This window comes from Pseudomonas sp. VD-NE ins, assembly GCF_031882575.1.
In the GTDB taxonomy this organism is placed as follows: Bacteria; Pseudomonadota; Gammaproteobacteria; order Pseudomonadales; family Pseudomonadaceae; genus Aquipseudomonas; species Aquipseudomonas fluorescens_BZ.
In genome coordinates, this window is record NZ_CP134772.1 from 5587590 (window position 1) to 5610000 (window position 22411).

Consider the following 22411-nt stretch of genomic DNA (forward strand, 5'->3'; position numbering starts at 1 on the left):
TCTCGATAGGCCATCACCCCTCTCTACTCGCCTACCGGGAAGGTACAAAACCCAACGCTCTGGCCCGGCCACTTCAGGTATTCTCAAGGCAAATTGCAACAACATGTTGCAGCTATCCGCCCGATAAGGAGTCCCGTTTTGGATTTATCGACCGCTGCCTGGATGGTTCACGACACCCGCCTGATTCTCTGCTGCCTGCTGGCCATTGCGACGATCATCGTGTTGATCAGCGCCACCAGACTTCCGCCGTTTCTATCGATCCTGATCGGCACTTTCATCGCTGGTGTCGGCGCCGGTTTACCGCCCGAAGACGTGGCCAAGGCGTTCAGCAAAGGCGCCGGGGCGATTCTCGGTGAAGCGGGGATCATCATTGCGCTGGGTTCGATGCTCGGGGCGCTGATGGCCGAATCCGGCGCCGCCGACCGCATTGCCTCGACCTTGCTCGGACTGGGCAAAGGCAAGTCGCTGCCGTGGGTCATGGCGCTGGTGGCGATGGTGATTGGCCTGCCGCTGTTCTTTGAAGTCGGACTGGTGATGATGGTGCCGATCATCTTCGTCATGGCCCGGCGTTCGGGTCAGCCGCTGCTGAAAATCGCCATTCCGGCGCTGGCCGGGATGACCACGTTGCATGCGCTGATGCCGCCGCATCCGGGGCCGCTGATTGCGGTCAGCGCGTTGCATGCCGACCTCGGGCTGACCATGTTGCTGGGGTTCAGCATCGCCATCCCGGCGGTGATATTGGCCGGGCCGCTGTACGGCAACTGGCTGTCAAAACGCATGCATGTCGATGAGCCGGCTGAGCTTGGCGCCTTGTTCAGTGCGCCGCCGAAAGCGCCGCGTCAGCCGAGTTTCGGCATGTCGCTGTTGATCATTTTGTTGCCGGTGCTGCTGATGCTCGGCAGCACTCTGGCGAAAGTCGCGATGAGCCCTGAAAGCAGCGTCGCTCTGACCCTGAAGTTTCTCGGCGAACCGTTGGTGGCGCTGAGTATTGCGGTGATGGCGGCGGTGATCTGCCTCGGTTGGGCCAATGGCATGCCCCGTGAAGACGTCGGCGGCACCCTGCGCAAAAGCCTCGCGCCGATTGCCGTGCTGTTGCTGACCATCGGCGCTGGCGGCGGCTTGAAGCAGACCTTGCTGGATGCCGGCGTCAGTCAGACCATCAGCAAAGTCGCTGAAGGCGCGCATATGCCGTACCTGTTGCTGGCCTGGCTGATCGCTGTGGCATTGCGTCAGGCCACAGGCTCGGCGACGGTCGCGACGACCACGACGGCGGGGATTCTGGCGCCGATGATGGCAGGGCTCGCTGCGACGCAAAGTTCGTTGGTGGCGTTGGCGATTGGTGCCGGCTCGGTGTTCTTTTGTCACGTCAACGACGCCGGCTTCTGGATGGTTCGCGAGTACTTTGGCTTGCAGCTGAAACAGACGATCTGGGTCTGGTCGATCTTGCAAACCATCGTCTCGGTAGTGGGTCTGGCGGGGACGTTGTTGTGGTGGCACTGGCTGACGTAACGGCCTCGGCGGGTTGGCGCCGAGGCTGATAACCCGTTTTCAGGAACAGGGCGCCACGGATTGGCTGCCGACTCGGGGCATGCGCGCGCCAAAATACGCTGCGCTGAGGACGCCGACCACGCCCATCACCGCGCAGAACATCACGCAGATCCATGGGCTCCACGGCATCAGTCCGATCAGCAGCAGCGGTGTGATGCTCGCCCATGCGGCGTAGGCAATGTTGTAGGTGAAGGAAATGCCTGACACGCGGATACGCGCAGGGAACAAACCGACCATCACCGACGGCACAGCGCCGACGACACCGCACGCCAGACCAGCAATGGCATACGCCACCCCCACCCAATGGCCGCCCGTGATCAGGCAGCCGTATAGCACGCCGATGCCCAATGGCAGCAGCAAGCTATAGAGCATGACCGTGCGCCAGGCACCGATGCGGTCGACCAGCAGTCCGGCAATCACGCAGCCGACATTCAGGAAGACGATGCCCAATGCACTGAGCGCGAACGTGTGGCTGGCGGTCATGCCGAAGGTTTTCTGCATCATGGTCGGTGTGATGACGACGAACACCACCACCGCCGAGGTCAGCACGCAGGTCAGCAACATCGCCGGCAGCATCGCCAGCCGGTGCTCACGCAGCACCGTGCGCAACGGCAGTTCGACCCGCGCTTCACGCTGCGCTTCCATGGCCATGAACACCGGGGTTTCGCTCAGCCAGCGGCGCAGGTAAACGCCGATCACACCAAAAACGCCACCGAGCAGGAACGGATAGCGCCAGGCGTAATCAAGGATTTCCTCCGGGGTGAACACCTGTGCAAGGAACGTCGCGGTCAACGCGCCGATCAGGTAACCGAAAGTCAGGCCAGCCTGCAAAGAGCCCAAGGCATAACCGCGATGACCGGCCGGTGCGTGCTCGGCGACGAACACCCAGGCGCTCGGCACCTCACCGCCCACCGCTGCACCTTGCAGGATGCGCAGCGCCAGCAACAGCAGCGGTGCGAAGTAACCGATCTGCGCGTAGGTCGGCATGATCCCGATCAGCAGGCACGGCAGCGCCATCATCAGGATGCTCAGGCTGAAGACCTTCTTGCGCCCGAGTTTGTCGGCGAAATGCGCCATCAGAATCCCGCCCAGCGGCCGCGCCAGGTAGCCAGTGACGAAAATTCCGAAGCTTTGCAGCAGACGCAGCCACTCGGGCATTTCCGGCGGGAAGAACAGCTGGCTGAGGGTCAGGGCGAAGAAGACGAAGATGATGAAATCGTAGATTTCCAGCGCGCCGCCAAGGGCCGCAAGGCCGAGGGTCTTGTAGTCGGAACGGCTGAACGGCGCGGGTTTGGCCGGGGATTGGGCAGTCATGGCAAAGAACTCTGGATCAGGCAAAAAACCAAGGCGCCCATGGTCTACGCAAATGGCCGGATGGACAACCCGTTAGACCATAGTCCCGGTTTTGCAAAAGCTGCTCACAAAGCATCGGCAGTTGAATTACTGTTATTGCCTGTCCAGCGAGGCGACGCCAGCGCCGATCAATCGCAGTGAACCCCATGTGGGAGCGAGCCTGCTCGCGAAAGCGTCAGTTCAGGCAACCTCAATGTTGAATGTGCCGACCTCTTCGCGAGCAGGCTCGCTCCCACAGGGATCTCTGTGTTGTCGAGATCGACGAGCGTTCCCGCGGACCACAATAACCATAAAAATCCGAGGTACTCCCTGTGGCCGTTGATATCGAAGATAGCCGCTCTGCGCGCTTTGCCCTGCGCTGTTCCAATTTTGCCGAACGCTGGTTCCCCGACTCCTGGGTATTCGCCGCGCTGGCCGTGATCATCGTCGCCCTGGCCACCCTGGCCATGGGCGCCAAACCCACCGATGCCGCGATGGCGTTCGGCGACGGCTTCTGGAGCCTGATTCCGTTCACCATGCAAATGGCCTTTGTGGTGATTGGCGGCTACGTGGTCGCCAGCTCCCCACCCGCTGTAAAACTGATTGACCGGTTAGCACGGATCCCGAAAAACGGCCGCTCCGCCGTGGCCTGGGTGGCGCTGATCTCGATGGTCGCGTCCCTGCTCAATTGGGGCTTGTCGCTGGTGTTCGGCGGTTTGCTGGTGCGCGCCCTCGCCCGCCGCACTGATCTGAAAATGGATTACCGTGCCGCCGGCGCCGCTGCCTATCTGGGCCTTGGCGCGGTATGGGCGCTGGGTCTGTCGTCGTCGGCTGCGCAGTTGCAGGCCAACCCGGCCAGCCTGCCGCCGTCGATCCTGTCGATCACTGGGGTGATTCCGTTCACCGAAACGATTTTCCTCTGGCAGTCGGGCGTGATGTTGCTGGCGCTGATCGTGATCTCGATCATCATCGCCTACGCCACCGCCCCCGGGCCGAACTCGGCGCGTGACGCCAAGGCCTGCGGCATCGACCCGGCCTTCAATCTGCCTCCGCTGCAACCGCGCACCCGTCCAGGTGAATGGCTGGAACACAGTCCACTGCTGATCATTGTGCTGGTGCTGTTGGCGGCGGGATGGCTGTTCCACGAGTTTTCGACCAAACCGGCGATCACCGCGATTTCCGGCCTCAATACCTACAACTTCCTGTTCATCATGCTCGGCGCCTTGCTGCACTGGCGTCCGCGCAGCTTCCTCGATGCCGTCGCCCGTGCGGTGCCGACCACCACCGGCGTGTTGATCCAGTTCCCGCTGTACGGCTCGATTGCCGCACTGATGACGACGGTCAAAGGTGCAGATGCGCAAACCCTGGCGCACCACATCTCGACCTTCTTCGTCAGCATCGCCTCCCACGACACCTATGCGCTGTTGATGGGCGTGTACTCGGCGATTCTTGGCTTCTTCATCCCGTCCGGCGGCGGTAAGTGGATCATTGAAGCGCCGTACGTGATGCAAGTCGCCAATGACCTGCAATACCACCTCGGCTGGGCGGTGCAAATCTACAACGCCGCCGAAGCACTGCCGAACCTGATCAACCCCTTCTACATGCTGCCGTTGCTGGGCGTACTGGGGCTGAAGGCGCGGGATCTGATCGGTTTCTCGTTCGTGCAATTGCTGGTGCACACGCCGCTGGTGCTGCTGTTGCTGTGGGCGCTGGGGACGACATTGGCGTATACGCCGCCGGTGATGCCGTAATTTGAAGAGGTTGCACCTGCCTTAGTGCAGGTGCGATCAGTTCTGTTCGGTAGGGAGTACCGTTAATAGCTCGGGCAAAGCGACCTGAACCGTTTCCCACACTACATCCAGATTGATATCGAAGTAGCCATGAGCGATTCGATTACGCATTCCGCGCATGCTCCGCCATGGAATTTGCGTGTTCTGAGCAGTGAACTCGGGATAACGATCCATCACCTTGGTAGCCGCCTCGCCAATGATGACCAGACTCATAATGACTGCTTGCTGCGTTCGCTTGTCTTCGGCGAACTCTTCCTTATTCAGGCCTTCGATAAATATCAACGCATCGCTCGCGGCCTGCCGCATATGTTCGAGGTAATCGCCGAGCCGGTTTTCGATCATACGGGACGAGCCTGATCCAGAACCTGCTGCCGAAACTTCAGCGGTAGATCTCCTGGTGTCAGCAGATCGACAGTCACGCCTAACAAGTCCTCGAGCTCCACTTGCAGCCCACCGAGATCGAACAAGGTGGTACCGGGAAGTGGATCGACCAATAAGTCCAGATCACTGCCTTCCAGATCAGTCCCCAGTGCGGCGGAGCCAAATACACGGGGATTGGCCACACGGAATCTTCCGACAACCTCACGGATGGCAACGCGTTGCAAATCAAGAGCAGTGGAAGGCTTCATGGCGCACCCTGGCCAGATTCATTAATGCAGCAGTCTAGCAGTGCTGAAGGGCGCTAGACACCGCACCGTTTGTAACTCAACCGTCACATCCCCTTGCTAGCGTCCGCCCGAAACATACTGAAACATTTAAGCAAAACGGGCTGAGACATGAGCGACGATACAACCGGCATCGACATACCCTCTTCCGCTGATTCCGATACCCCCACCGACACCAGCCGCCGCCGCTTTCTAGGAGGCGTCGCGGTATTGGGTGTCGGTGCAACACTGGCCGGGTGCGGCAATACCACCGAGCAACCTGGCAAACCCTCCGAGCGTCCACTGACACCGGCAGAGCTGGACAAGGCCCTGCGCGATCAGGTGAAAACCGTGGTGGTGATCTACGCCGAGAACCGCAGTTTCAACAATCTGTTCGGTGATTTCCCCGGTGTCGAAAAGCCGCTGTCTGCGCTCAAGCCCACTGACTATCAACAACGCGATCGCGACGGCGCGCTGCTGCAAACCTTGCCGCCAGTCTGGGGCGGCGTGCTGCAGATCGGCCCGCAAACCCTCGATGGCGTGACCTATCCCAGCGCCACGCAATTTCAGGAAAACCTGCCCAACGCACCGTTCGCCCTCAAAGGCCCGAGCGGCGAGGACTTGCCGTTCGGTCTGGTGACCCGCGATTTGTGGCACGTGTTCTATCAGAACCAGATGCAGATCAACGGCGGCAAGAATGACGGCTTCGTGGCCTGGGCCGATTCCGGTGGCTTGACCATGGGTCATTACGCGCAGAGCCGTTATTCCCTGCGTCTGTGGGACGTCGCTCAGGAATTCGTGCTGTGCGACAACTTCTTCCAGGGTGCCTTCGGTGGCTCGTTCCTCAATCACCAATACCTGATCAGCGCCACCGCGCCGTTCTATCCGGGCGCAGCCAATTCAGTGGCCAAGTCGCAGATTGCCGCGCTGCAAAGCGATAATCCGGCCGATCCGCGCCTCAAGCCGCTGGACGCATCGCCTGCCAGCGCGATGACCGGCCCGCCGCAGTTCGGCCCGAGTGCGCTGACCCCGGATGGCTTCGGCGTCAACACCCTCGCCCCGCCCTACTGGCCGACGTGGATTCGCGATCCGGAGCGTCCGGCGTACTCCAAAGCGGATCTGCCCAACGTCATGGTGCCGCAGACCCACGAACACATCGGCGACAAACTGTCGAAAAAGAACATCGATTGGGCGTGGTATGCCGGTGCGTGGCAGGCGACGCTGGAGCAGTACAAGGATTCCGGCGGCATTCCGAAAATTCCCAACTTCCAGTATCACCATCAGCCGTTCAACTACTTCAAGCAGCAAGGCCCGGAGAACCCCGACGAGCGCAACAAGCGTCTGCGTGATGCTGGCTTGGGTGACGAATCGAGCAGCAACAAGTTCTTTGCCGATGCCGAAGCGGGCAAGTTGCCGGCGGTGAGTTTCTACAAACCCCAAGGCAACCTGAACATGCACGCCGGTTATGCCGACGTGGCTTCCGGGGATCGGCACATCGTGCGCGCGCTGAAAGTGCTGCGCGAAAGCCCGCAGTGGAAAAACATGGTGGTGATCGTCACGGTCGACGAAAACGGCGGCTGGTGGGATCACGTCGCACCGCCCAAGGGCGACCGGTGGGGCCCGGGGTCACGCGTGCCAGCGTTAGTGGTGTCGCCGTTTGCGCGCAAGGGCACGGTGGATCACACGGTCTACGACACGGCGTCGATCCTGCGGTTGATCACTCGGGTCTTCCAGCTGGAGAGCCTCGACGGCCTCAAACAGCGGGACGAGGCGATGATTGCCCGGGGCCAGAAACCCATGGGCGACCTAACCAACGCCCTGCATTTTCAGGCCTGAAAAGCAGCCCTGCGAGTTTGCGCAAAATTCTGCCGATGACGGCTTCTCTGTCAAACGCGGCTGATCCACTATGAGCCGCCCCCGATACGCGGGGGAGCCCACGCTGAAAAGGATCTGAGCATGTTCAAACTCGCAGGACTTACCCCCGTAGCACTGGCTCTCGCCGCGCTTACATTGAGCGCAGCCGCCCACGCCGATGTCGATCTGAAACTGGGCAGCACTGAGCGCGTCACCCGCCTCTTCGCTTATCCCAACAACTGCAGCGTGATCTGCTTCCGCAACTGGACGCTGGAACAGACCGTCGCCCATTACCTGAACCAGAGCGTGCAACGCGATGGTTATGCCGATGCCAAGGTGTTGGTAAAAACCGATAACGGCCAGCTCTACGCCGAAATCACCGGCGTGCCGAAGGGTTACGACAAACCCTTGTCAGCGCTGCTGGACGCGGGAGATCTGGCCTACTCCGGCGCCAGCAAACTCAACGCCGACGGCAAATGGGCCTACAGCTGGTATCTGTTCCTGCCACTGGGCATGGCCCTGGAAAACCGTAAAAGTGTCGAGTTGCTGCACTTCCCGCCGGATTACTCGCTGACCCAGGCGCAGGACTATCTGCGTTCGAACACCACCGATCGCTGGGCGACGCTGCTGACTGACAATGGCATTCCTGCCGAGCAGACGCCGGCCTATCAAACCATCATCGATATCGCCCCGATCGCTGCGCCGTCCAATGCTGGCAGTGATCTGGAAGGCGTGTATGACTACTTCAAGGACTACCAGACCACCCTGGTCAAACAATTCAGCCAGACCGCCAGCGGCACGACGCTGCCGATGGTCGCGTTCGGCGCGCCGGTGCGTAACTGGATCAAACAGCAATACGGGCCGACCGTGAATGTATTGGGGCTGGCGACGATCAGCCCGAGCGAAGGCGTGAAAGTGCCGGTGCTGGGTTCCAACCACCCAAGCTACATCTGGTACGCCGCTGACCCGAAGAGCTACACCGGCGACGATGCCCAGGCCAAGGCTGATGCTGCGGGCCTGAAGGTCATGGGCCAGGATTTGAGCGCGGCCTGCTGGCAGGCGGGCATGGGCAGCAAACCGGGCAGCGATGCACAGGCCACCCTCAACAGTTGCACGCAGACGTGGCAGGTCACGCAGAAAGTCAAAACCTGCGAGCTGTTCTATACCTCGATCCGCAACCTGACCCCGGAACAAGCCGTCGCCAAATGCGCGACCACCCCGATCAAGGCCCAACTGAAGCAACTGCAGGCACCGCTGCCAGCCACCGCCGTCCCCGCTCCGCACCTGTAATCGCTCCAGACATTCCCGTGTCAGCCAATGCTGACGCGGGAAAACGTCTAAATCGCCTGTCAGATCTGACAGTAGACCGGCTATACCTAATAAGACACGATTGGATCCAACCAGCAGCATTGCTGTACTGACAGGACGTCAACCCAAGGAAGTCGCAAAGCCTCACGACAAGGACTGATATGAATATCCACGCCATGGCGCAATCGTCGCCACGCGATACAGAGGGCATTTACCCCTTCGCCGGTCTTCCCGTGCGACTGGGTTTTCCAGCCAGTGCCGACTTCGAAATCATCCACGATGAGTACGGCACCCCGATGGCGGTGACAGCGCGGCGCGAATTCCTGCACACCCAGCGAATGTGCCGGGTGTCAGGACAATTGCTGCCCTATCGCTGTCGACAGACCCGACAATTGCTGACGGGCATCCACATCTACGATCCGCGCTTTTGCGGATTGATCGAACACGCCTGCGACCCTAACGTATTTCTCGACATGAGCGAGTTATGGCTGTGGGCGTTGAAAGATATCCACAGGGGTGAACGGCTGACCATGGACTACGCCGCCACCGAAGACAAACTCTTGCGCCAGTTCGCCTGCGGTTGCGGTTCCCCGCGTTGCCGCGGGTGGATCACCGGTTTCGACGAACCACCCAGCCTCGAAGGCCAGCACTTTCTACAGCGCTGGCGACATTCCGGTTTGCGCTGAAGGCGGATTACAACGCGCCGACCGGACGCAAACGATACTGCGGCGGCAATTGCTCGAAACCACTGATGGTGGTGTTGAGACTTTTCCAGCGGCCATCCTTGATGCCGTAGATGCAACCGTGGATCGACAGGCTCTGCCCGCGATGCCAGGCGTTCTGGATGATGCTGGTGTGGGCGACATTGGCCACTTGCTGGATCACGTTGAGTTCGCACATGCGATCGACCTGCTCTTCTTCGGTCGGCAGCTTGGCCAGCTCTTCGCGTTTTTCGTAGTACAGATCGCGGATCGAACGCAGCCAGCCGTCGATCAGGCCAAACTGGCGATCCTGCATCGAGGCGCGTACACCGCCGCAGCCGTAGTGGCCGGTGACGAGGATGTGTTTGACCTTGAGCACGTCGACCGCGTACTGGATCACCGACAGGCAGTTGAGGTCGGTGTGCAACACCACGTTGGCAACGTTGCGGTGCACGAACAGATCGCCCGGCAGCATGCCGACGATCTCGTTGGCCGGCACGCGTGCGTCGGAACAGCCGATCCACAGATATTCCGGCGTTTGCTGGCGCGCCAGTTTGGCGAAGAAATCCGGGTCTTCCTTGGTGATCGCGTCAGCCCAACGCTCGTTGTTATCAATCAGGTCTTGTAAGTCATGCATGCTGTAAGGCCTCAAGAAAGATGCGCTGGTATGACAGACGACCACCCGTCGGGGTCACGCCGCCACCGCAAGTGATTTCATTGGAATTCTCGTGTGCCCAGTGAGTCCACCTAAGTAAGGCCCACAGTATGAGGAATTGCCATGACTGATTCACGACGCCCTTACGATGCGGTGCAACCAGAGCCCATCGATGATAACGAAGACCGCATGGGTTCGGTGCATGAGCTGGATTTCGATGAAGACGAACCCAGTGCGAAAATCGGTGATGAGATTCCCGAGCGTGAACGCGAGCAGTTGATGCCGCGTGAACGGGTGCGCGAGGCGGGTATGACCGGGGCTTCAGTCAGTGATCATGAGCCGACTGACGATGACCTGAGCCCGGAAACGCTGATCCATGAAGATGGCGCGCGGGATGCCGAAGAGGCCGGGGAAGGCAATCAGGCCGATTGGGATCTGAGCATTGTCGATGAGGATGACATTGGCGGCGGCAATGGGCTGGATGAGGCGGAACTGGCGCGGCGCGATCCGCTGGATGGCAACCGCTGATCTTCGTTGCCTGACAGGACGCTTTCGCGAGCAGGCTCGCTCCCACAGGTTTTTGGTTTGATCACAAAAGTTGTGTGCGAATCAAATCCACTGTGGGAGCGAGCTTGCTCCGGGCGGCGTTCCGACGAAGCTTTTAAGGACGGTCAGTCAACCAGGGTGCAGGCCATGACCACGGCATCCTCACGCCCGCCCACCGCCGGATAATAATCCCGACGCCGGCCAATCTCGTTGAAGCCATAACGTTCATACAACTTGAACGCGCCCGTATTGCTGTCACGCACTTCCAGAAAACATTCCCGCGCCGAAGCCGCATAGGCCCGCGACATCAGATGCTCCAGCAACTTCAGCCCCAGCCCACGCCCCTGATTCTCCGGTTTGACGGTGATATTGAGCAGATGCGCCTCATCCAGAATGATCTGCACCACGCCATGGCCGACCTGTTGCTCACCTTCGAACATCAGCCAGATCTGGTACTTGCCCAGGCCGTCGAGAAAAATCCCCCGGGTCCACGGATGACTGTAAGCGGCGTACTCGATTTTCAGCACGGTTTCCAGATCCGCCTCGGTCATCGGGCGGAACGATACAGCGTCACTCATTCGATTCTTTCCAGCGCGCCATCAGCCGACGCATGGCTTGCCACACAGCGGCCTTGCGCTGTGGCTCTTCCATTAACAATTCCAGACCGGGAATGGCCCAGGCCGAACCCAGACCTTCGATCTGCAATTCACGATTGAACGCTTCGGCATCCGCTTCACCGGCAAAACGCACCGCCGGCAGGCCGATCAGCCACAGACAGGCGCACGGAGCGGCTTCCATTTGCACCGAAAGGAAACCCTGCACAAAGTCACGCGCCGCTTCCGGGCCTTGATCCATGGTGCCGCGATTGAGCCATGGCCAACGCACCGGTTCGCCGACAATTTGCGGTGCATCGGGCAGACCGGCGGCGCGCAACATGTCTTTGAGCAACAGATAAGCCGGATCGCGGCTCTGGAACGGTTCGCCTGTGGGTAACTCGACCAGCAGCAGGCAACGCCCGGCGCGCAGCAGTTGCAGGGCGAAACGCGGTGGGGGTACCGGTGCCGGTTTGGCGACGACTGGCGTGTCGTCGGCCTCTTCTACCGGTTTGGCACCGGTGCGGGTACTCGCCAACGACGGCCGCGGTACTTCGATTTTCGGCCGTTCGACCGGACGAGCGGCAGCCGTTTGCACCGGGGCTTCGGCCTGCGGAGCAAGCACGACCGGTGCCTCTACCTCGGGCTCGGGCATGTCCAGCAGCTCGGGGCGCGACGGTGCGGCGAAGGGCAATTCGGTGCGCGGCAGCCAATTGACCACCTGCATGGCGTTCAAATAGGCGCGGCGGCGGGACTCGATTAGCAAGGGTCGGCCACTTGTGGATAACTGAAGTGCGCTGATTCTACCGCCCTTCGCTCAAGATCGCCCGTTGTTGATCGATAGACTTGACCAACACCCTTTGCCGACGCGCTTCACCCATAGAAAGCAACAGTCCGTCCCAAGAGTGAATCGCATCCTTCGTGATGCAGTACAATCGCCGCTTTTCATTGCCAACCAGCCGGGCATTCCGATGATCGAACCCAAGCGCGTCTTGCGCGCCCTCGCTGAACACTGGGCACTGCTTGAGCCACTGTGTGAGCACTTCGACCAAGGCACATTGAGCCTCAACGAACTGCGCTCGCAACTGGCCGCCCAACAACTGGACAGCACGCCGCAGGACATTACCAGCCTGCTCGACGTGTGGATTCGCCTCGATATTCTGATTCCGGTGGCAAAAAGCCCGAACCGTTTCGAGCTGAACGCACAGATCCATGATTTCCTCGCTTATCTGCGTCGCGAGCACCGACTGGGCCTGTGCCTGGAAATCGAAGCCTATCTGCGCCACCTCGAACGTCTGGCCGGTTACATCCAGGACGCATTCGAAGTCCGCGATGGCCATGACCTCGCCCGCCAGTTGCGCCTGCTCGACATGCGCGTGCGCGACGTACTGAAGAAGCTCGACAACGACGAACAAGCGCTGGTCGCCGTCGCCGAACGCGCGAAGACCAGCGACCGGCAGATTCCCTTGCGTCAGCGTTATGCCGAAGTACTGGCGACCTGGGACGAATACGTCGAGCCGATGATCGATCTGGTGAACGCCGACGGCGCCTTCGAACAAGGCGTGCGCAAAGTCGAAACCGTATTGCTGAAGATGCTCAGCGAACAGCAGCGCCTCGGCCATCTGGTCGACGACGACATGCTGCTGCGCACCCACGCACGCATCCTCGAAATGCAGACCAGCGCTCAGCTGACCCTGCGCCACGCCCGCGAACTATTGCTGCCGCTGCGTGAAGAAGCGCGCCGGCACAACGCCGTGACCCGTGGTGCCGCGTTGGCCCTGGCGGCGATTCGCCGCAAAGGCATCGACGCCGTGCCGCAAGCGGCGATGCCGCTGTTCACCCGCCCGCAAAGCACCTTCCTCGGCAGCGCCAGTCAGGTCGAAGCCTACGTGTACGCCTTGGCGCGTTTCGAGCCGAAACCGGCGCGCTTCCCCAAGGCGCACAAGACGCAGAAAGGCGAAGCCCCACGCGCACCACGCACCGTGCGCGAGATGGTCGACCGTTGCGAAGAAGCCCTGCCGATGCCGGATCTGATGACCTGGCTGCTGGAACAGGAACCGGACGGCGCTACCGACGAATTGCTCTACTGGTTCTCGCGTCTATCGCGGGAAAAACGCTTCAAGCGCGAGCGGCTGGAACGCCGCGAATACCACACTCACGAGCACCAGGTCAGCCTGCGCTCCTTCGCCCTGCTCTCGGCCAGCGACAGCGCCGCCGAGAATTCTGCGAGCATCCCCAATGCATCTTGATCTTTCCGAACTGTCGCAACTCGCGCCGATCTTCCGCGAGCTGTTCAAGGGTTACCACGTCAGCCGCCGCGATCCGGAACTGTACGCACAACTGTCGAACTTCCAGGATCAATACCGCACGCTGTTCAAGGCGCTGGGTTTTGAGCTGGTCTGCGACACCCGTGGTTTCTACTACTTTGTGCCGGACATGGCCGCCGCAGCGGTGAACAAGACTGCGCAGCGTCTGGCGCTGTTCACCTTCATCCTCGTCGAGCACCTGGCCGATCAGGGCCGCGACCCGATTGCCGTGCTCGATGGCGGCAGCCTCGGCCGCGAAGAGTTGCCGTCGCTGCTGGAGAAATACCGCGACCTGTTCATTCAGGCCGAAGTGCAGACCGTCGAAGAACTCGAAGAAAAGATCATGCGCCGCATGACTCAACTCGGTTTCGCCAGCGAAGAAAACGGCGTGTACCGCTTCCTGCCGCCGATGCACCGTTTCCTCGACGTGTGCCTGTCGGTGCAGCAGGACCGCGATCTGGCGGCCAGCGTGCACAGCGTACTGCCGCTGCCAGCACCGGTGCTGATCGACGAAGTAGCGGAAGCCAAATTCCTCGAAACCGACGATCCGCTCGATCTTTCCGAATTTGAAGAGGAAAGCGAAGAAGACGCACTGGCCCGCGCCATTGCCGAAGAACAGGAGTCCGACGCATGAGCCAGGAACGCTACGGCATCCGCCGCTTTGCCCTTTTGAACACCGCCGGTTACAGCCTCGGCCTGTTCCCGCTGGAAGAACCGTTGTCGGTTTACGGCGCAAACAACCTCGGTAAATCGGCGTCGATCAACGCCTTGCAGTTCCCGATTCTGGCGCGCATGTCGGACATGAGTTTCGGCAAGTACAGCCTCGAACAATCGCGGCGCTTCTACTTCGCCTCCGACACCAGCTACATCCTCGTCGAAGTGAACCTGCCGCACGGCCCGCACGTGATCGGTGTGGTCGGTCGTGGCCCGGGCGGTGGTTTCGGTCACCAGTTCTTCGCCTATGCCGGCAAACTCGATCTGGCGCATTACCAGAAGAACGACACCTGCCTGCGCCAGAAAGAGCTGTTCAGCAACCTTGAGAAAGAAGGCCTGAAAGCCTACGAACTCAAGCCGGATGAGCTGCGCCGTTTGCTGGTGGGCGGTCACACGTCGATCCCGCTGGATCTGACGTTGATTCCGCTGCGTTCCACCAGCGAGCAGAGCCTGAAGACCTTCCGCGCACTGTTCATCAACTTGCTGCACATGCGCGAAATCACCGCGGCCAAGCTCAAGCAGTTGTTCCTCGATGCCTTCGAACACAGCCTGCGTTCCGGCAGCGTCGATTACATCGCCGCGTGCGAAGAAGCCTTCCGCGATGTACGTCGAATGGAACAGGACTACAACTCGCTGGTCGCTGCCGGCCCGTTGGTTGAAGCCTTGGCCAACGGTGTAAAACAGCGCGACGTGCTGCGCGGCAAACTGCATCGCCTGTCGCCGCTGCTCGACTCGTTGCTCGGCACCTGGTCGGACTACGCCAGTGCGCGCAAGGAAGAGCTGACGATTCAGGCCGACCACTACCGTGGCGAGCAGGACAGTCTGCAAAACGATCAACGCGGTGGCACCCAGGAACTGATGCGTCTGGAGCGGGAAATCTCCGGCATCCAGCGCTGGCTCGGCGAGTTGTCGGTGCTGAAGAATCGCTTTGCCCTGGTCGACGACGTCAAAGTGCTCGAGCAACAATTGCTCGCTGCCAAGGACGCGCATGACGAATTGGCCGGTGCTCTGGCGCAATCGCGCCAGTTCAGTGCTGAAGATCTGGAAGAGCGCGTGCGCGATCTGGAAAAACGCCTGAAGTCGGTGAAGCAGCAACTCGACCACGCCGACAACAACAGCTACGCCCGCCTGCGCGAAGAGTTCTCGCAACAGGACGTCGAGCGCTTGATGCGTCTGTTCAACAGCGCACTGTTCAGCCTGCCGCTGGGCGAGCACGGCATTACTCTCGACGACGATGGTGAGTGGGTCAAATCGGTTGAGCTGATTCTCGATGGCTTCAAAGGCGAGCGCTTCGAAGTGCCGGGCCTGTCGATCGACATCTCGCACATTGAGCCGCCGGCGCTGCAAGCCTTGGCTGACCGTGCCGCGCTGCGCGATCAGAAAGAGCGTCTGGAAAAAGAACTCAAGCAACTGAAAACCCAGCAAGCCGTGGCCGCCGACCGCGCCGCGAGCAAGACCCAGACCGAAGCGCTGTACCAGCAAGTGCTGGACGCGCAGAAAGCCCTGGAAGATTTCCGCCGCACGCAGACCCTAAGCGCCGAAGAAAGCGACAAGCTCGAGCAACTGGCGCAGATGGAAGGCGCGCAGGACGAACTCAAGCGTTCCAGCGATGCCTTCACCGAGCGCGTCCAGCAACTGTCGGCCAAGCTGCAACTGGTCGGCCGCCAGATCGCCGACATGGAAGCCAAGCAACGTACGCTGGACGATGCGCTGCGCCGTCGTCAGCTGTTGCCAGCGGACCTGCCGTTCGGTACGCCGTTCATGGATCCGGTCGACGACTCCATGGACAACCTGCTGCCGCTGCTCAACGACTATCAGGACAGCTGGCAAGGCCTGCTGCGCGCCGATGGCCAGATCGAAGCGCTGTATGCGCAAGTACGTCTGAAAGGCGTGGCCAAGTTCGACAGCGAAGACGACATGGAGCGCCGTCTGTCGCTGCTGATCAACGCTTACGCGCATCGCACCGATGAAGCGCTGACACTGGGCAAGGCCCGTCGTGCGGCGGTCACCGACATCGCCCGAACGCTGCGCAACATTCGCAGCGACTACGACAGCCTCGAGCATCAACTGGCGCTGTTCAACCGCGAGATCAACAAGCGTCAGGTGTCCAACCTGCAGAGCTTCCGTATCGTCCTCGCGCCAAACAAGGAAGCGCTCAAGCACATCGACCAGATCATCCACAGCGCCGGTCAGTACGAAGAAGGCGAAACCCTGTCGGTGTTCGATCTCAGCCAAAGCGCCGAGCAGGACAACAAGAACGAAGAGGCCAAGGAATACCTGGCGCGGCTGGTGGCGGCGAACCACAACCAGCTCGGTCTCAAGGACTTGTTTGAGCTGGCGTTCGAGATCACCAAGGTCAACGGTCAACCGGTTATTCACACCGACATCGATGGCGCGGCGTCCAACGGCACGACCATGACCATCAAAGCGCTGACCAACATGTATTTGTTGCTGCACTTGATGGATCGCGATCAGGCCGGTCGCGTACGTCTGCCGTATTACCTCGATGAGGCGGCGGACATCGACGAGAAGAACCAGGCCGCACTGCTGGAAACCAGTCTGCAACTGGGCTTCGTGCCGATTCTGGCGAGTGTGAAGCCGCAGGTTTGCGCCAGTGTCGCGATCGACCTGGAAGGCGGCAGCGGCCCGGCGGGGATCTACATCGATGAGGCGGACTGGAAGTACATCCGCCGTCATGATGTGGTGAAGGCTACGGTCAATGTTGAAGCGGATGAGCCGGAGCTGGACGCGGTTTGATCGGCGTTAACTGAAGACAAAAAAGGGCCGCGATCTGCTGGGATCGCGGCCCTTTTTTATGGCTTGGAAGTTGTGTTGAATTTGCCGGTCCTATCGCTGGCCAGCTCCCACAGGTTTCTGCGTCATACACATATTTTGTGCACACCACCTACCACTGTGGGAGCTGGCTTGCCAGCGATGGCGTCTTTGTAGACGCCGGGTTACTTACCGAGCGAAATCTTCGGCGCCCACGTCAGCCACTCATCCTCAAACTTGTCGAACAACGGGAACGTCTGCTCAGCCCGCGCCGGGTTGCCCATGCGCTCGCCATCCGGCGTGGCGAAAGCAATCCCGCCCTGAATCGCCGTCTCCAGCGACTCGGTGCGCACTGTCAGTCCGTTGAACAAACCGATATCAAACCCGACACCGCTGGTGTTCCAGAACCGGCTTCCGCTACGCACCAACGGCGCGTACTTCGGCTCGATCAGAATGTGCACCAACACACGATCGGCGGTCTGGCCCAGTTCATAACCGGTGACTTTACCCACGGTAATTTCGCGATACGTCACCGGCACACCCGGTTTCAGCGAACCTCGACGGGCAGCGCTCAAAACCAGACTCAACCCCGCCTCTTGCTTGGTCACTTCCGGCGCATTGGCCAGGGCAACGAAGTTCTTCTGCGGGCCGAGGTTCTTCGCCGCCGGTTGCACTTCGATGTATTTCCCGGTCACCAGGGTTTCCAGATTTTCTGTCTTGATCAGGCCCAACTCAGGCTTGACCACCCAGAATTGGCTGCCGACCCGGGCGATCCTCTCCGGCACTTCGGTAATCCGTGCCGTGAGGATCACCGATTGCAGATCATCGGTCAGATCGACACTTTCAATCTTGCCGACATCCAGCCCTTTGAAGCGCACTGGCGTGCCGCTGCGCAAACCATCAGCGCGATCGACCTTGATCGTCACTACGGCGCCCTTCTGATTAGCGTCATCATGATTGGCGAACAGACGGAAACGCGGAATACGCTTCTGCAGCGGCGCCTTGGCTTGCGGCGTTTCGAACGCGATACCGCCGGCCATCAGGGTCTGCAGCGATTCGCTTTTGACTTGAATACCGCCGGTCAACCCGCCAGTCAGCGTGACACCACTGACGTTCCAGAAACGCGTCGAGGCGTTGACCAGGTTTTCGTACTCCTTCTCGATGTGCACACCGATGACCAGTTGCTTGCGGGTCTTGGAGAACTGATAGCTCTGTACCGAACCGACCTTGACCTGTTTGTACAGAATCGGACTGCCGACATCGATCGAGCCGAGCGTGTCGGTGAACAACACCAGGTGCAGGCCCGGCGAACGCAGATCCAGCGGCGGCGCTTTCGGCCGTGCCTCGAACTCGCGTTTCGGCACAGCGCCCTTGTCACCCGGACGCACAGCGATGTAGTTACCTTTCACCAGCGCTTCCAGCCCGGTGATACCGGCCAGAGAAATCGACGGCTTGACCACCCAGAACTGGGTGCCATCGACCAGATAGTCTTCGGCCAACGGATCCAGGGTCAACTCGGCGGTTGCGCTGTTGAGATCCGGATCGACCTTCAACGCTTTCAGGTTGCCGACCTGAATGCCTTTGTACATGACTGGCGTGCGGCCAGCCTGCAGGCCTTCGAAGTCGCTGAGTTTGACCTTCACGCGAATCCCGGCAGCCGCGGCATCGAAGTCTTCGTAGAGACGGAACGGCAGGCTAGGATCGGTCGGCGGGCTGTCCTTGCGGTTCTCCGGCGTGGCGAAGGCGATACCACCGGCGACGATGCTGGCCAGCGATTCGCTGCGCACTTTCACGCCGGACAGGTTGGCGTCGATGCTGATGCCGCTGGCGTTCCAGAAACGCGTGTGTTTGCGCACCAGTTTGGCGTAGGTTGGCTCGATGAAGACTTTGAGCTCAACGGTGCTTTGATCTTCCGAAAGCACATAGCTTTTGATCTGGCCAACCTTGATCTGTTTGTAGAACACCGGGCTGCCCCGATTCAACGAACCGAGACGATCAGCCTTGATGGTCAGGTGCAGACCGGGTTTGGCATCCGACAGCGGCGGCTCTTCGGCCAGCGCCTTGAACTTGCGCACAGGTTCGCCTTCGCCAGGACTGATGGCAACGTAGTTACCCGACACCAAGGTTTCCAGACCGGTGATGCCGGCCAGGGTCACGCTGGGTTTGACCAGCCAGAAGCGCGTGCTGGTCTTGAGGTATTGCTCCACATCTTTATTCATCTCGACGGTGGCGATCACCCCTTTTGAGTTGCCTTCATCGTCGAGTTTAAGCGCCTTGACCTTGCCGACCGACATGCCCTTGTACATGACCTCGGTCTTGTTGGCCTGGATGCCTTCGCCACTCTCGAAGCGGATCTGGATCTCGATACCGGTTTCGGAATAGGCACGCCAACCGAGCCAACCGCCGATGATCAGCGCGATCAGAGGCAGTACCCAAATGGCAGACCAGTTCGAAGCCGGTCGGGTTTTCGCTACGGGCAATTCAGTCATGGTCGTCGTCCGACTCCGTGTTATCCCAAATCAGTCGGGGATCGAAAGTTACTGCGGCGAGCATCGTCAGAATCACCACACTGGCGAAGGCGATGGCGCCAAGATTGGCTTCGACACTGGCAAGCCGGCCGAAGTTGACGACCGCCACCAGAATGGCGATCACAAATATATCGAGCATCGACCAGCGGCCAATGAACTCGATAAAACGATACATCCAGATGCGCTGCCGAGCGGACAACGGCTGGCGTCTTTGTACTGAGAAAAGCAACAGCGCGATGCCGACCAGTTTGAAGGTTGGCACCAGAATACTGGCGATGAACACCACGGCGGCAATCGGGATCATGCCGTGTTGCACTAGTTGGATCACGCCGGACATGATGGTACTCGGATCACCCTGACCCAAAGAACTGACAGTCATGATCGGTAAGACATTGGCCGGAATATAGATGATGGCCGCCGTGATCAGCAGCGCCCAGGTTCGCGCGAGGCTGTTCGGACGCCGGGCGTGAACCAACGCACCGCAACGGCTGCAGGTTTGCTCGTCGGTGTCCGCTTCCTGCTTGTTCAATTCGTGGCATTCGGTACACACCAGAATGCCCGCATCAATCGCCCGCATGAGCATCTTCCCCTGATAACGCCTGCCAGATCTGATGCGGTGACATCACCACCTCCAGCCATACCTGTACTAGTAACAAACCAATGAAACACGCCAGGCCAAGACCGACGGTGATGGCTGCCATATCCGCCAGTTTGACGATAGCCACCAATACGCCCATCAGGTAGACCTCGAGCATTCCCCAGTCTTTGAGGTGGTGGTAAATGCGGTAAAGAAGCAGACCGTAACTGCGGCCGACGTTAAAACGAATCGTCAGCAAAACGAATAATTGGCACAGCAACTTGAGCAACGGAATGGCCATGCTGCACAGGAATACGACGATCGATACGCCCTGCATGTCGGTGTTGAACAGGCCGAGTACACCACTCCAGACCGTATCCTGCGAAGATTGCCCGAGGATATTGAGTTGCATGATGGGTAAAAAGTTTGCCGGGATGTACAGCAATAATGCTGCGATCACCAAGGCGAGGCTGCGCTGCACCACGTTATGGCGGTGGGCGTACAACTCGTAACCGCAGCGTGGGCAGAGGGCTTTTTCGCCATGGGCAAGTTTTGGCTTGCGCATCAGCAGGTCGCACTCATGACAGGCCACCAAGTCTTCCAGCGGTAAATCTGACAGCCCGGGGGCGTCAACCGACTCTGACATACAGGCTCTGGCTCCGAATAAGGTGGGGCTATTCTAGTGTTCTGATTCGAAAATAACTGTGCAAATTTGTTCGCTGTCGCGAGTAAAAAACTTTCCTGCGGGCAAAACAAAACCCCAACTGCTTTCGCAATTGGGGTTTCGGAATTTAATCTTGACGATGACCTACTCTCACATGGGGAAACCCCACACTACCATCGGCGATGCATCGTTTCACTGCTGAGTTCGGGATGGGATCAGGTGGTTCCAACGCTCTATGGTCGTCAAGAAATTCGGGTACTGAGTCGTGACCAGATGGCCTCGCTTCAGCAAATTGGGTATGTGACAGCTTTCGGTGTTTTGTGCTGCTTTTTCAAGTGCAGTCGAACTTTCGGTTCGTTTCGTCTTCACACACCGCAATCTGGTCTCTTCGACGCAAATTGCTTGGGTGTTATATGGTCAAGCCTCACGGGCAATTAGTATTGGTTAGCTCAACGCCTCACAGCGCTTACACACCCAACCTATCAACGTCGTAGTCTTCGACGGCCCTTCAGGGAACTCAAGGTTCCAGTGAGATCTCATCTTGAGGCAAGTTTCCCGCTTAGATGCTTTCAGCGGTTATCTTTCCCGAACATAGCTACCCGGCAATGCCACTGGCGTGACAACCGGAACACCAGAGGTTCGTCCACTCCGGTCCTCTCGTACTAGGAGCAGCCCCTCTCAAATCTCAAACGTCCACGGCAGATAGGGACCGAACTGTCTCACGACGTTCTAAACCCAGCTCGCGTACCACTTTAAATGGCGAACAGCCATACCCTTGGGACCGGCTTCAGCCCCAGGATGTGATGAGCCGACATCGAGGTGCCAAACACCGCCGTCGATATGAACTCTTGGGCGGTATCAGCCTGTTATCCCCGGAGTACCTTTTATCCGTTGAGCGATGGCCCTTCCATACAGAACCACCGGATCACTAAGACCTACTTTCGTACCTGCTCGACGTGTCTGTCTCGCAGTCAAGCGCGCTTTTGCCTTTATACTCTACGACCGATTTCCGACCGGTCTGAGCGCACCTTCGTACTCCTCCGTTACTCTTTAGGAGGAGACCGCCCCAGTCAAACTACCCACCATACACTGTCCTCGATCCGGATAACGGACCTGAGTTAGAACCTCAAAGTTGCCAGGGTGGTATTTCAAGGATGGCTCCACGCGAACTGGCGTCCACGCTTCAAAGCCTCCCACCTATCCTACACAAGCAAATTCAAAGTCCAGTGCAAAGCTATAGTAAAGGTTCACGGGGTCTTTCCGTCTAGCCGCGGATACACTGCATCTTCACAGCGATTTCAATTTCACTGAGTCTCGGGTGGAGACAGCGCCGCCATCGTTACGCCATTCGTGCAGGTCGGAACTTACCCGACAAGGAATTTCGCTACCTTAGGACCGTTATAGTTACGGCCGCCGTTTACCGGGGCTTCGATCAAGAGCTTCGCGTTAGCTAACCCCATCAATTAACCTTCCGGCACCGGGCAGGCGTCACACCCTATACGTCCACTTTCGTGTTTGCAGAGTGCTGTGTTTTTAATAAACAGTCGCAGCGGCCTGGTATCTTCGACCGGCATGAGCTTACGGAGCAAGTCCTTCACCCTCACCGGCGCACCTTCTCCCGAAGTTACGGTGCCATTTTGCCTAGTTCCTTCACCCGAGTTCTCTCAAGCGCCTTGGTATTCTCTACCCAACCACCTGTGTCGGTTTGGGGTACGGTTCCTGGTTACCTGAAGCTTAGAAGCTTTTCTTGGAAGCATGGCATCAACCACTTCGTCACCCAAAGGGTAACTCGTCATCAGCTCTCGGCCTTAAGATCCCGGATTTACCTAAGATCTCAGCCTACCACCTTAAACTTGGACAACCAACGCCAAGCTGGCCT

18 protein-coding genes and 2 rRNA genes (1 of these 20 running past the window's edge) are annotated in these 22411 nt (G+C 59.4%); 9 read left to right on the forward strand and 11 right to left on the reverse strand.

All coding sequences use genetic code 11. The features are described 5' to 3' along the window. The first annotated feature begins 138 nt into the window (after nt 1-138). Entirely contained in the window at nt 139-1509 is a 1371-nt protein-coding gene (locus RMV17_RS24870; RefSeq protein ID WP_311883296.1) for a gluconate:H+ symporter, read from the forward strand. A gap of 39 nt (nt 1510-1548) precedes the next feature. Here RMV17_RS24870 and RMV17_RS24875 read toward each other — a convergent pair whose 3' ends face one another. Then, nucleotides 1549-2862: an MFS transporter gene (locus RMV17_RS24875; RefSeq protein WP_311883298.1), complete on the reverse strand. Its 1314-nt coding sequence runs from the start codon at nt 2860-2862 to the stop codon at nt 1549-1551. Nucleotides 2863-3212: 350 nt separating this feature from the next. Here RMV17_RS24875 and RMV17_RS24880 point away from each other — a divergent pair, with 350 nt between their 5' ends. Beyond that, the gene (locus tag RMV17_RS24880) at nt 3213-4631 is read left to right on the forward strand and encodes a TIGR00366 family protein (RefSeq protein ID WP_311883300.1); all 1419 of its coding nucleotides are present in this window, start codon (nt 3213-3215) and stop codon (nt 4629-4631) included. Nucleotides 4632-4667: 36 nt separating this feature from the next. Here the strand turns inward: RMV17_RS24880 and RMV17_RS24885 are convergent, their stop codons facing one another. Both RMV17_RS24885 and RMV17_RS24890 read right to left on the reverse strand, forming a co-directional pair. After that, on the reverse strand, nt 4668-5012 hold the full coding sequence (locus tag RMV17_RS24885) for a DUF86 domain-containing protein (RefSeq protein WP_175553209.1): 345 nt from the start codon (nt 5010-5012) through the stop codon (nt 4668-4670). After that, nucleotides 5009-5299: a nucleotidyltransferase family protein gene (locus tag RMV17_RS24890; RefSeq protein WP_026000487.1), complete on the reverse strand. Its 291-nt coding sequence runs from the start codon at nt 5297-5299 to the stop codon at nt 5009-5011. The genes RMV17_RS24885 and RMV17_RS24890 overlap by 4 nt, the downstream gene beginning before the upstream one ends. A 147-nt stretch (nt 5300-5446) precedes the next feature. On the opposite strand from RMV17_RS24890, the gene acpA reads away from it, so the two are divergent. The 3 genes from acpA to RMV17_RS24905 all read left to right on the forward strand — a co-directional run bounded on the left by acpA (nt 5447) and on the right by RMV17_RS24905 (nt 9162). After that, nucleotides 5447-7150, forward strand: a complete 1704-nt coding sequence (gene acpA, locus RMV17_RS24895; protein WP_311883309.1) for an acid phosphatase — start codon at nt 5447-5449, stop codon at nt 7148-7150. 120 nt (nt 7151-7270) lie between these two features. Beyond that, nucleotides 7271-8458 (forward strand): hypothetical protein, encoded by a 1188-nt coding sequence (locus RMV17_RS24900; protein WP_311883311.1) that lies wholly within the window; start codon nt 7271-7273, stop codon nt 8456-8458. 179 nt (nt 8459-8637) lie between these two features. Beyond that, nucleotides 8638-9162, forward strand: coding sequence for an SET domain-containing protein-lysine N-methyltransferase (locus tag RMV17_RS24905; protein ID WP_034156063.1), 525 nt, complete (start codon nt 8638-8640; stop codon nt 9160-9162). Nucleotides 9163-9169: 7 nt separating this feature from the next. Here RMV17_RS24905 and can read toward each other — a convergent pair whose 3' ends face one another. Then, complete coding sequence (gene can, locus RMV17_RS24910; protein WP_007912954.1) at nt 9170-9814, reverse strand: carbonate dehydratase; 645 nt, start codon at nt 9812-9814, stop codon at nt 9170-9172. A 141-nt stretch (nt 9815-9955) separates the two neighbouring features. Here can and RMV17_RS24915 point away from each other — a divergent pair, with 141 nt between their 5' ends. Beyond that, complete coding sequence (locus tag RMV17_RS24915) at nt 9956-10360, forward strand: hypothetical protein (RefSeq protein WP_016983591.1); 405 nt, start codon at nt 9956-9958, stop codon at nt 10358-10360. Nucleotides 10361-10503: 143 nt separating this feature from the next. Here RMV17_RS24915 and rimI read toward each other — a convergent pair whose 3' ends face one another. Together rimI and RMV17_RS24925 are read right to left on the reverse strand one after the other, a co-directional pair. Further along, a complete protein-coding gene (gene rimI / locus RMV17_RS24920) occupies nt 10504-10956 on the reverse strand; it encodes a ribosomal protein S18-alanine N-acetyltransferase (protein ID WP_034156064.1) in 453 nt (150 codons plus the stop codon). Beyond that, nucleotides 10949-11698, reverse strand: coding sequence for a hypothetical protein (locus RMV17_RS24925; RefSeq protein WP_034156065.1), 750 nt, complete (start codon nt 11696-11698; stop codon nt 10949-10951). Before RMV17_RS24925 ends, rimI begins: the two co-directional genes overlap by 8 nt. A 244-nt stretch (nt 11699-11942) precedes the next feature. On the opposite strand from RMV17_RS24925, the gene mksB reads away from it, so the two are divergent. The 3 genes from mksB to mksF are packed head-to-tail and all read left to right on the forward strand — an operon-like array spanning nt 11943 to nt 16748. Beyond that, complete coding sequence (gene mksB, locus RMV17_RS24930; RefSeq protein ID WP_007912967.1) at nt 11943-13220, forward strand: Mks condensin complex protein MksB; 1278 nt, start codon at nt 11943-11945, stop codon at nt 13218-13220. After that, nucleotides 13210-13911 (forward strand): Mks condensin complex protein MksE, encoded by a 702-nt coding sequence (gene mksE / locus RMV17_RS24935; RefSeq protein ID WP_311883316.1) that lies wholly within the window; start codon nt 13210-13212, stop codon nt 13909-13911. The genes mksB and mksE overlap by 11 nt, the downstream gene beginning before the upstream one ends. Further along, nucleotides 13908-16748, forward strand: coding sequence for an Mks condensin complex protein MksF (gene mksF / locus RMV17_RS24940; RefSeq protein ID WP_102901100.1), 2841 nt, complete (start codon nt 13908-13910; stop codon nt 16746-16748). Before mksE ends, mksF begins: the two co-directional genes overlap by 4 nt. A gap of 200 nt (nt 16749-16948) precedes the next feature. On the opposite strand, the gene RMV17_RS24945 is transcribed toward mksF, so the two are convergent. The 5 genes from RMV17_RS24945 to RMV17_RS24965 all read right to left on the reverse strand — a co-directional run. After that, nucleotides 16949-19252: an MlaD family protein gene (locus RMV17_RS24945; RefSeq protein ID WP_311883320.1), complete on the reverse strand. Its 2304-nt coding sequence runs from the start codon at nt 19250-19252 to the stop codon at nt 16949-16951. After that, on the reverse strand, nt 19245-19868 hold the full coding sequence (locus tag RMV17_RS24950; RefSeq protein ID WP_034156070.1) for a paraquat-inducible protein A: 624 nt from the start codon (nt 19866-19868) through the stop codon (nt 19245-19247). Before RMV17_RS24950 ends, RMV17_RS24945 begins: the two co-directional genes overlap by 8 nt. Next, nucleotides 19855-20514 carry a paraquat-inducible protein A gene (locus RMV17_RS24955; RefSeq protein ID WP_034156071.1) on the reverse strand — a complete coding sequence of 220 codons (660 nt, stop codon included), beginning with the start codon at nt 20512-20514 and terminating at the stop codon, nt 19855-19857. The genes RMV17_RS24950 and RMV17_RS24955 overlap by 14 nt, the downstream gene beginning before the upstream one ends. A gap of 149 nt (nt 20515-20663) precedes the next feature. Continuing rightward, a 5S ribosomal RNA gene (gene rrf, locus RMV17_RS24960) occupies nt 20664-20779 on the reverse strand. Between the two features lie 166 nt (nt 20780-20945). Then, nucleotides 20946-22411, reverse strand: a 23S ribosomal RNA gene (locus RMV17_RS24965) (it continues 1428 nt past the right edge of the window).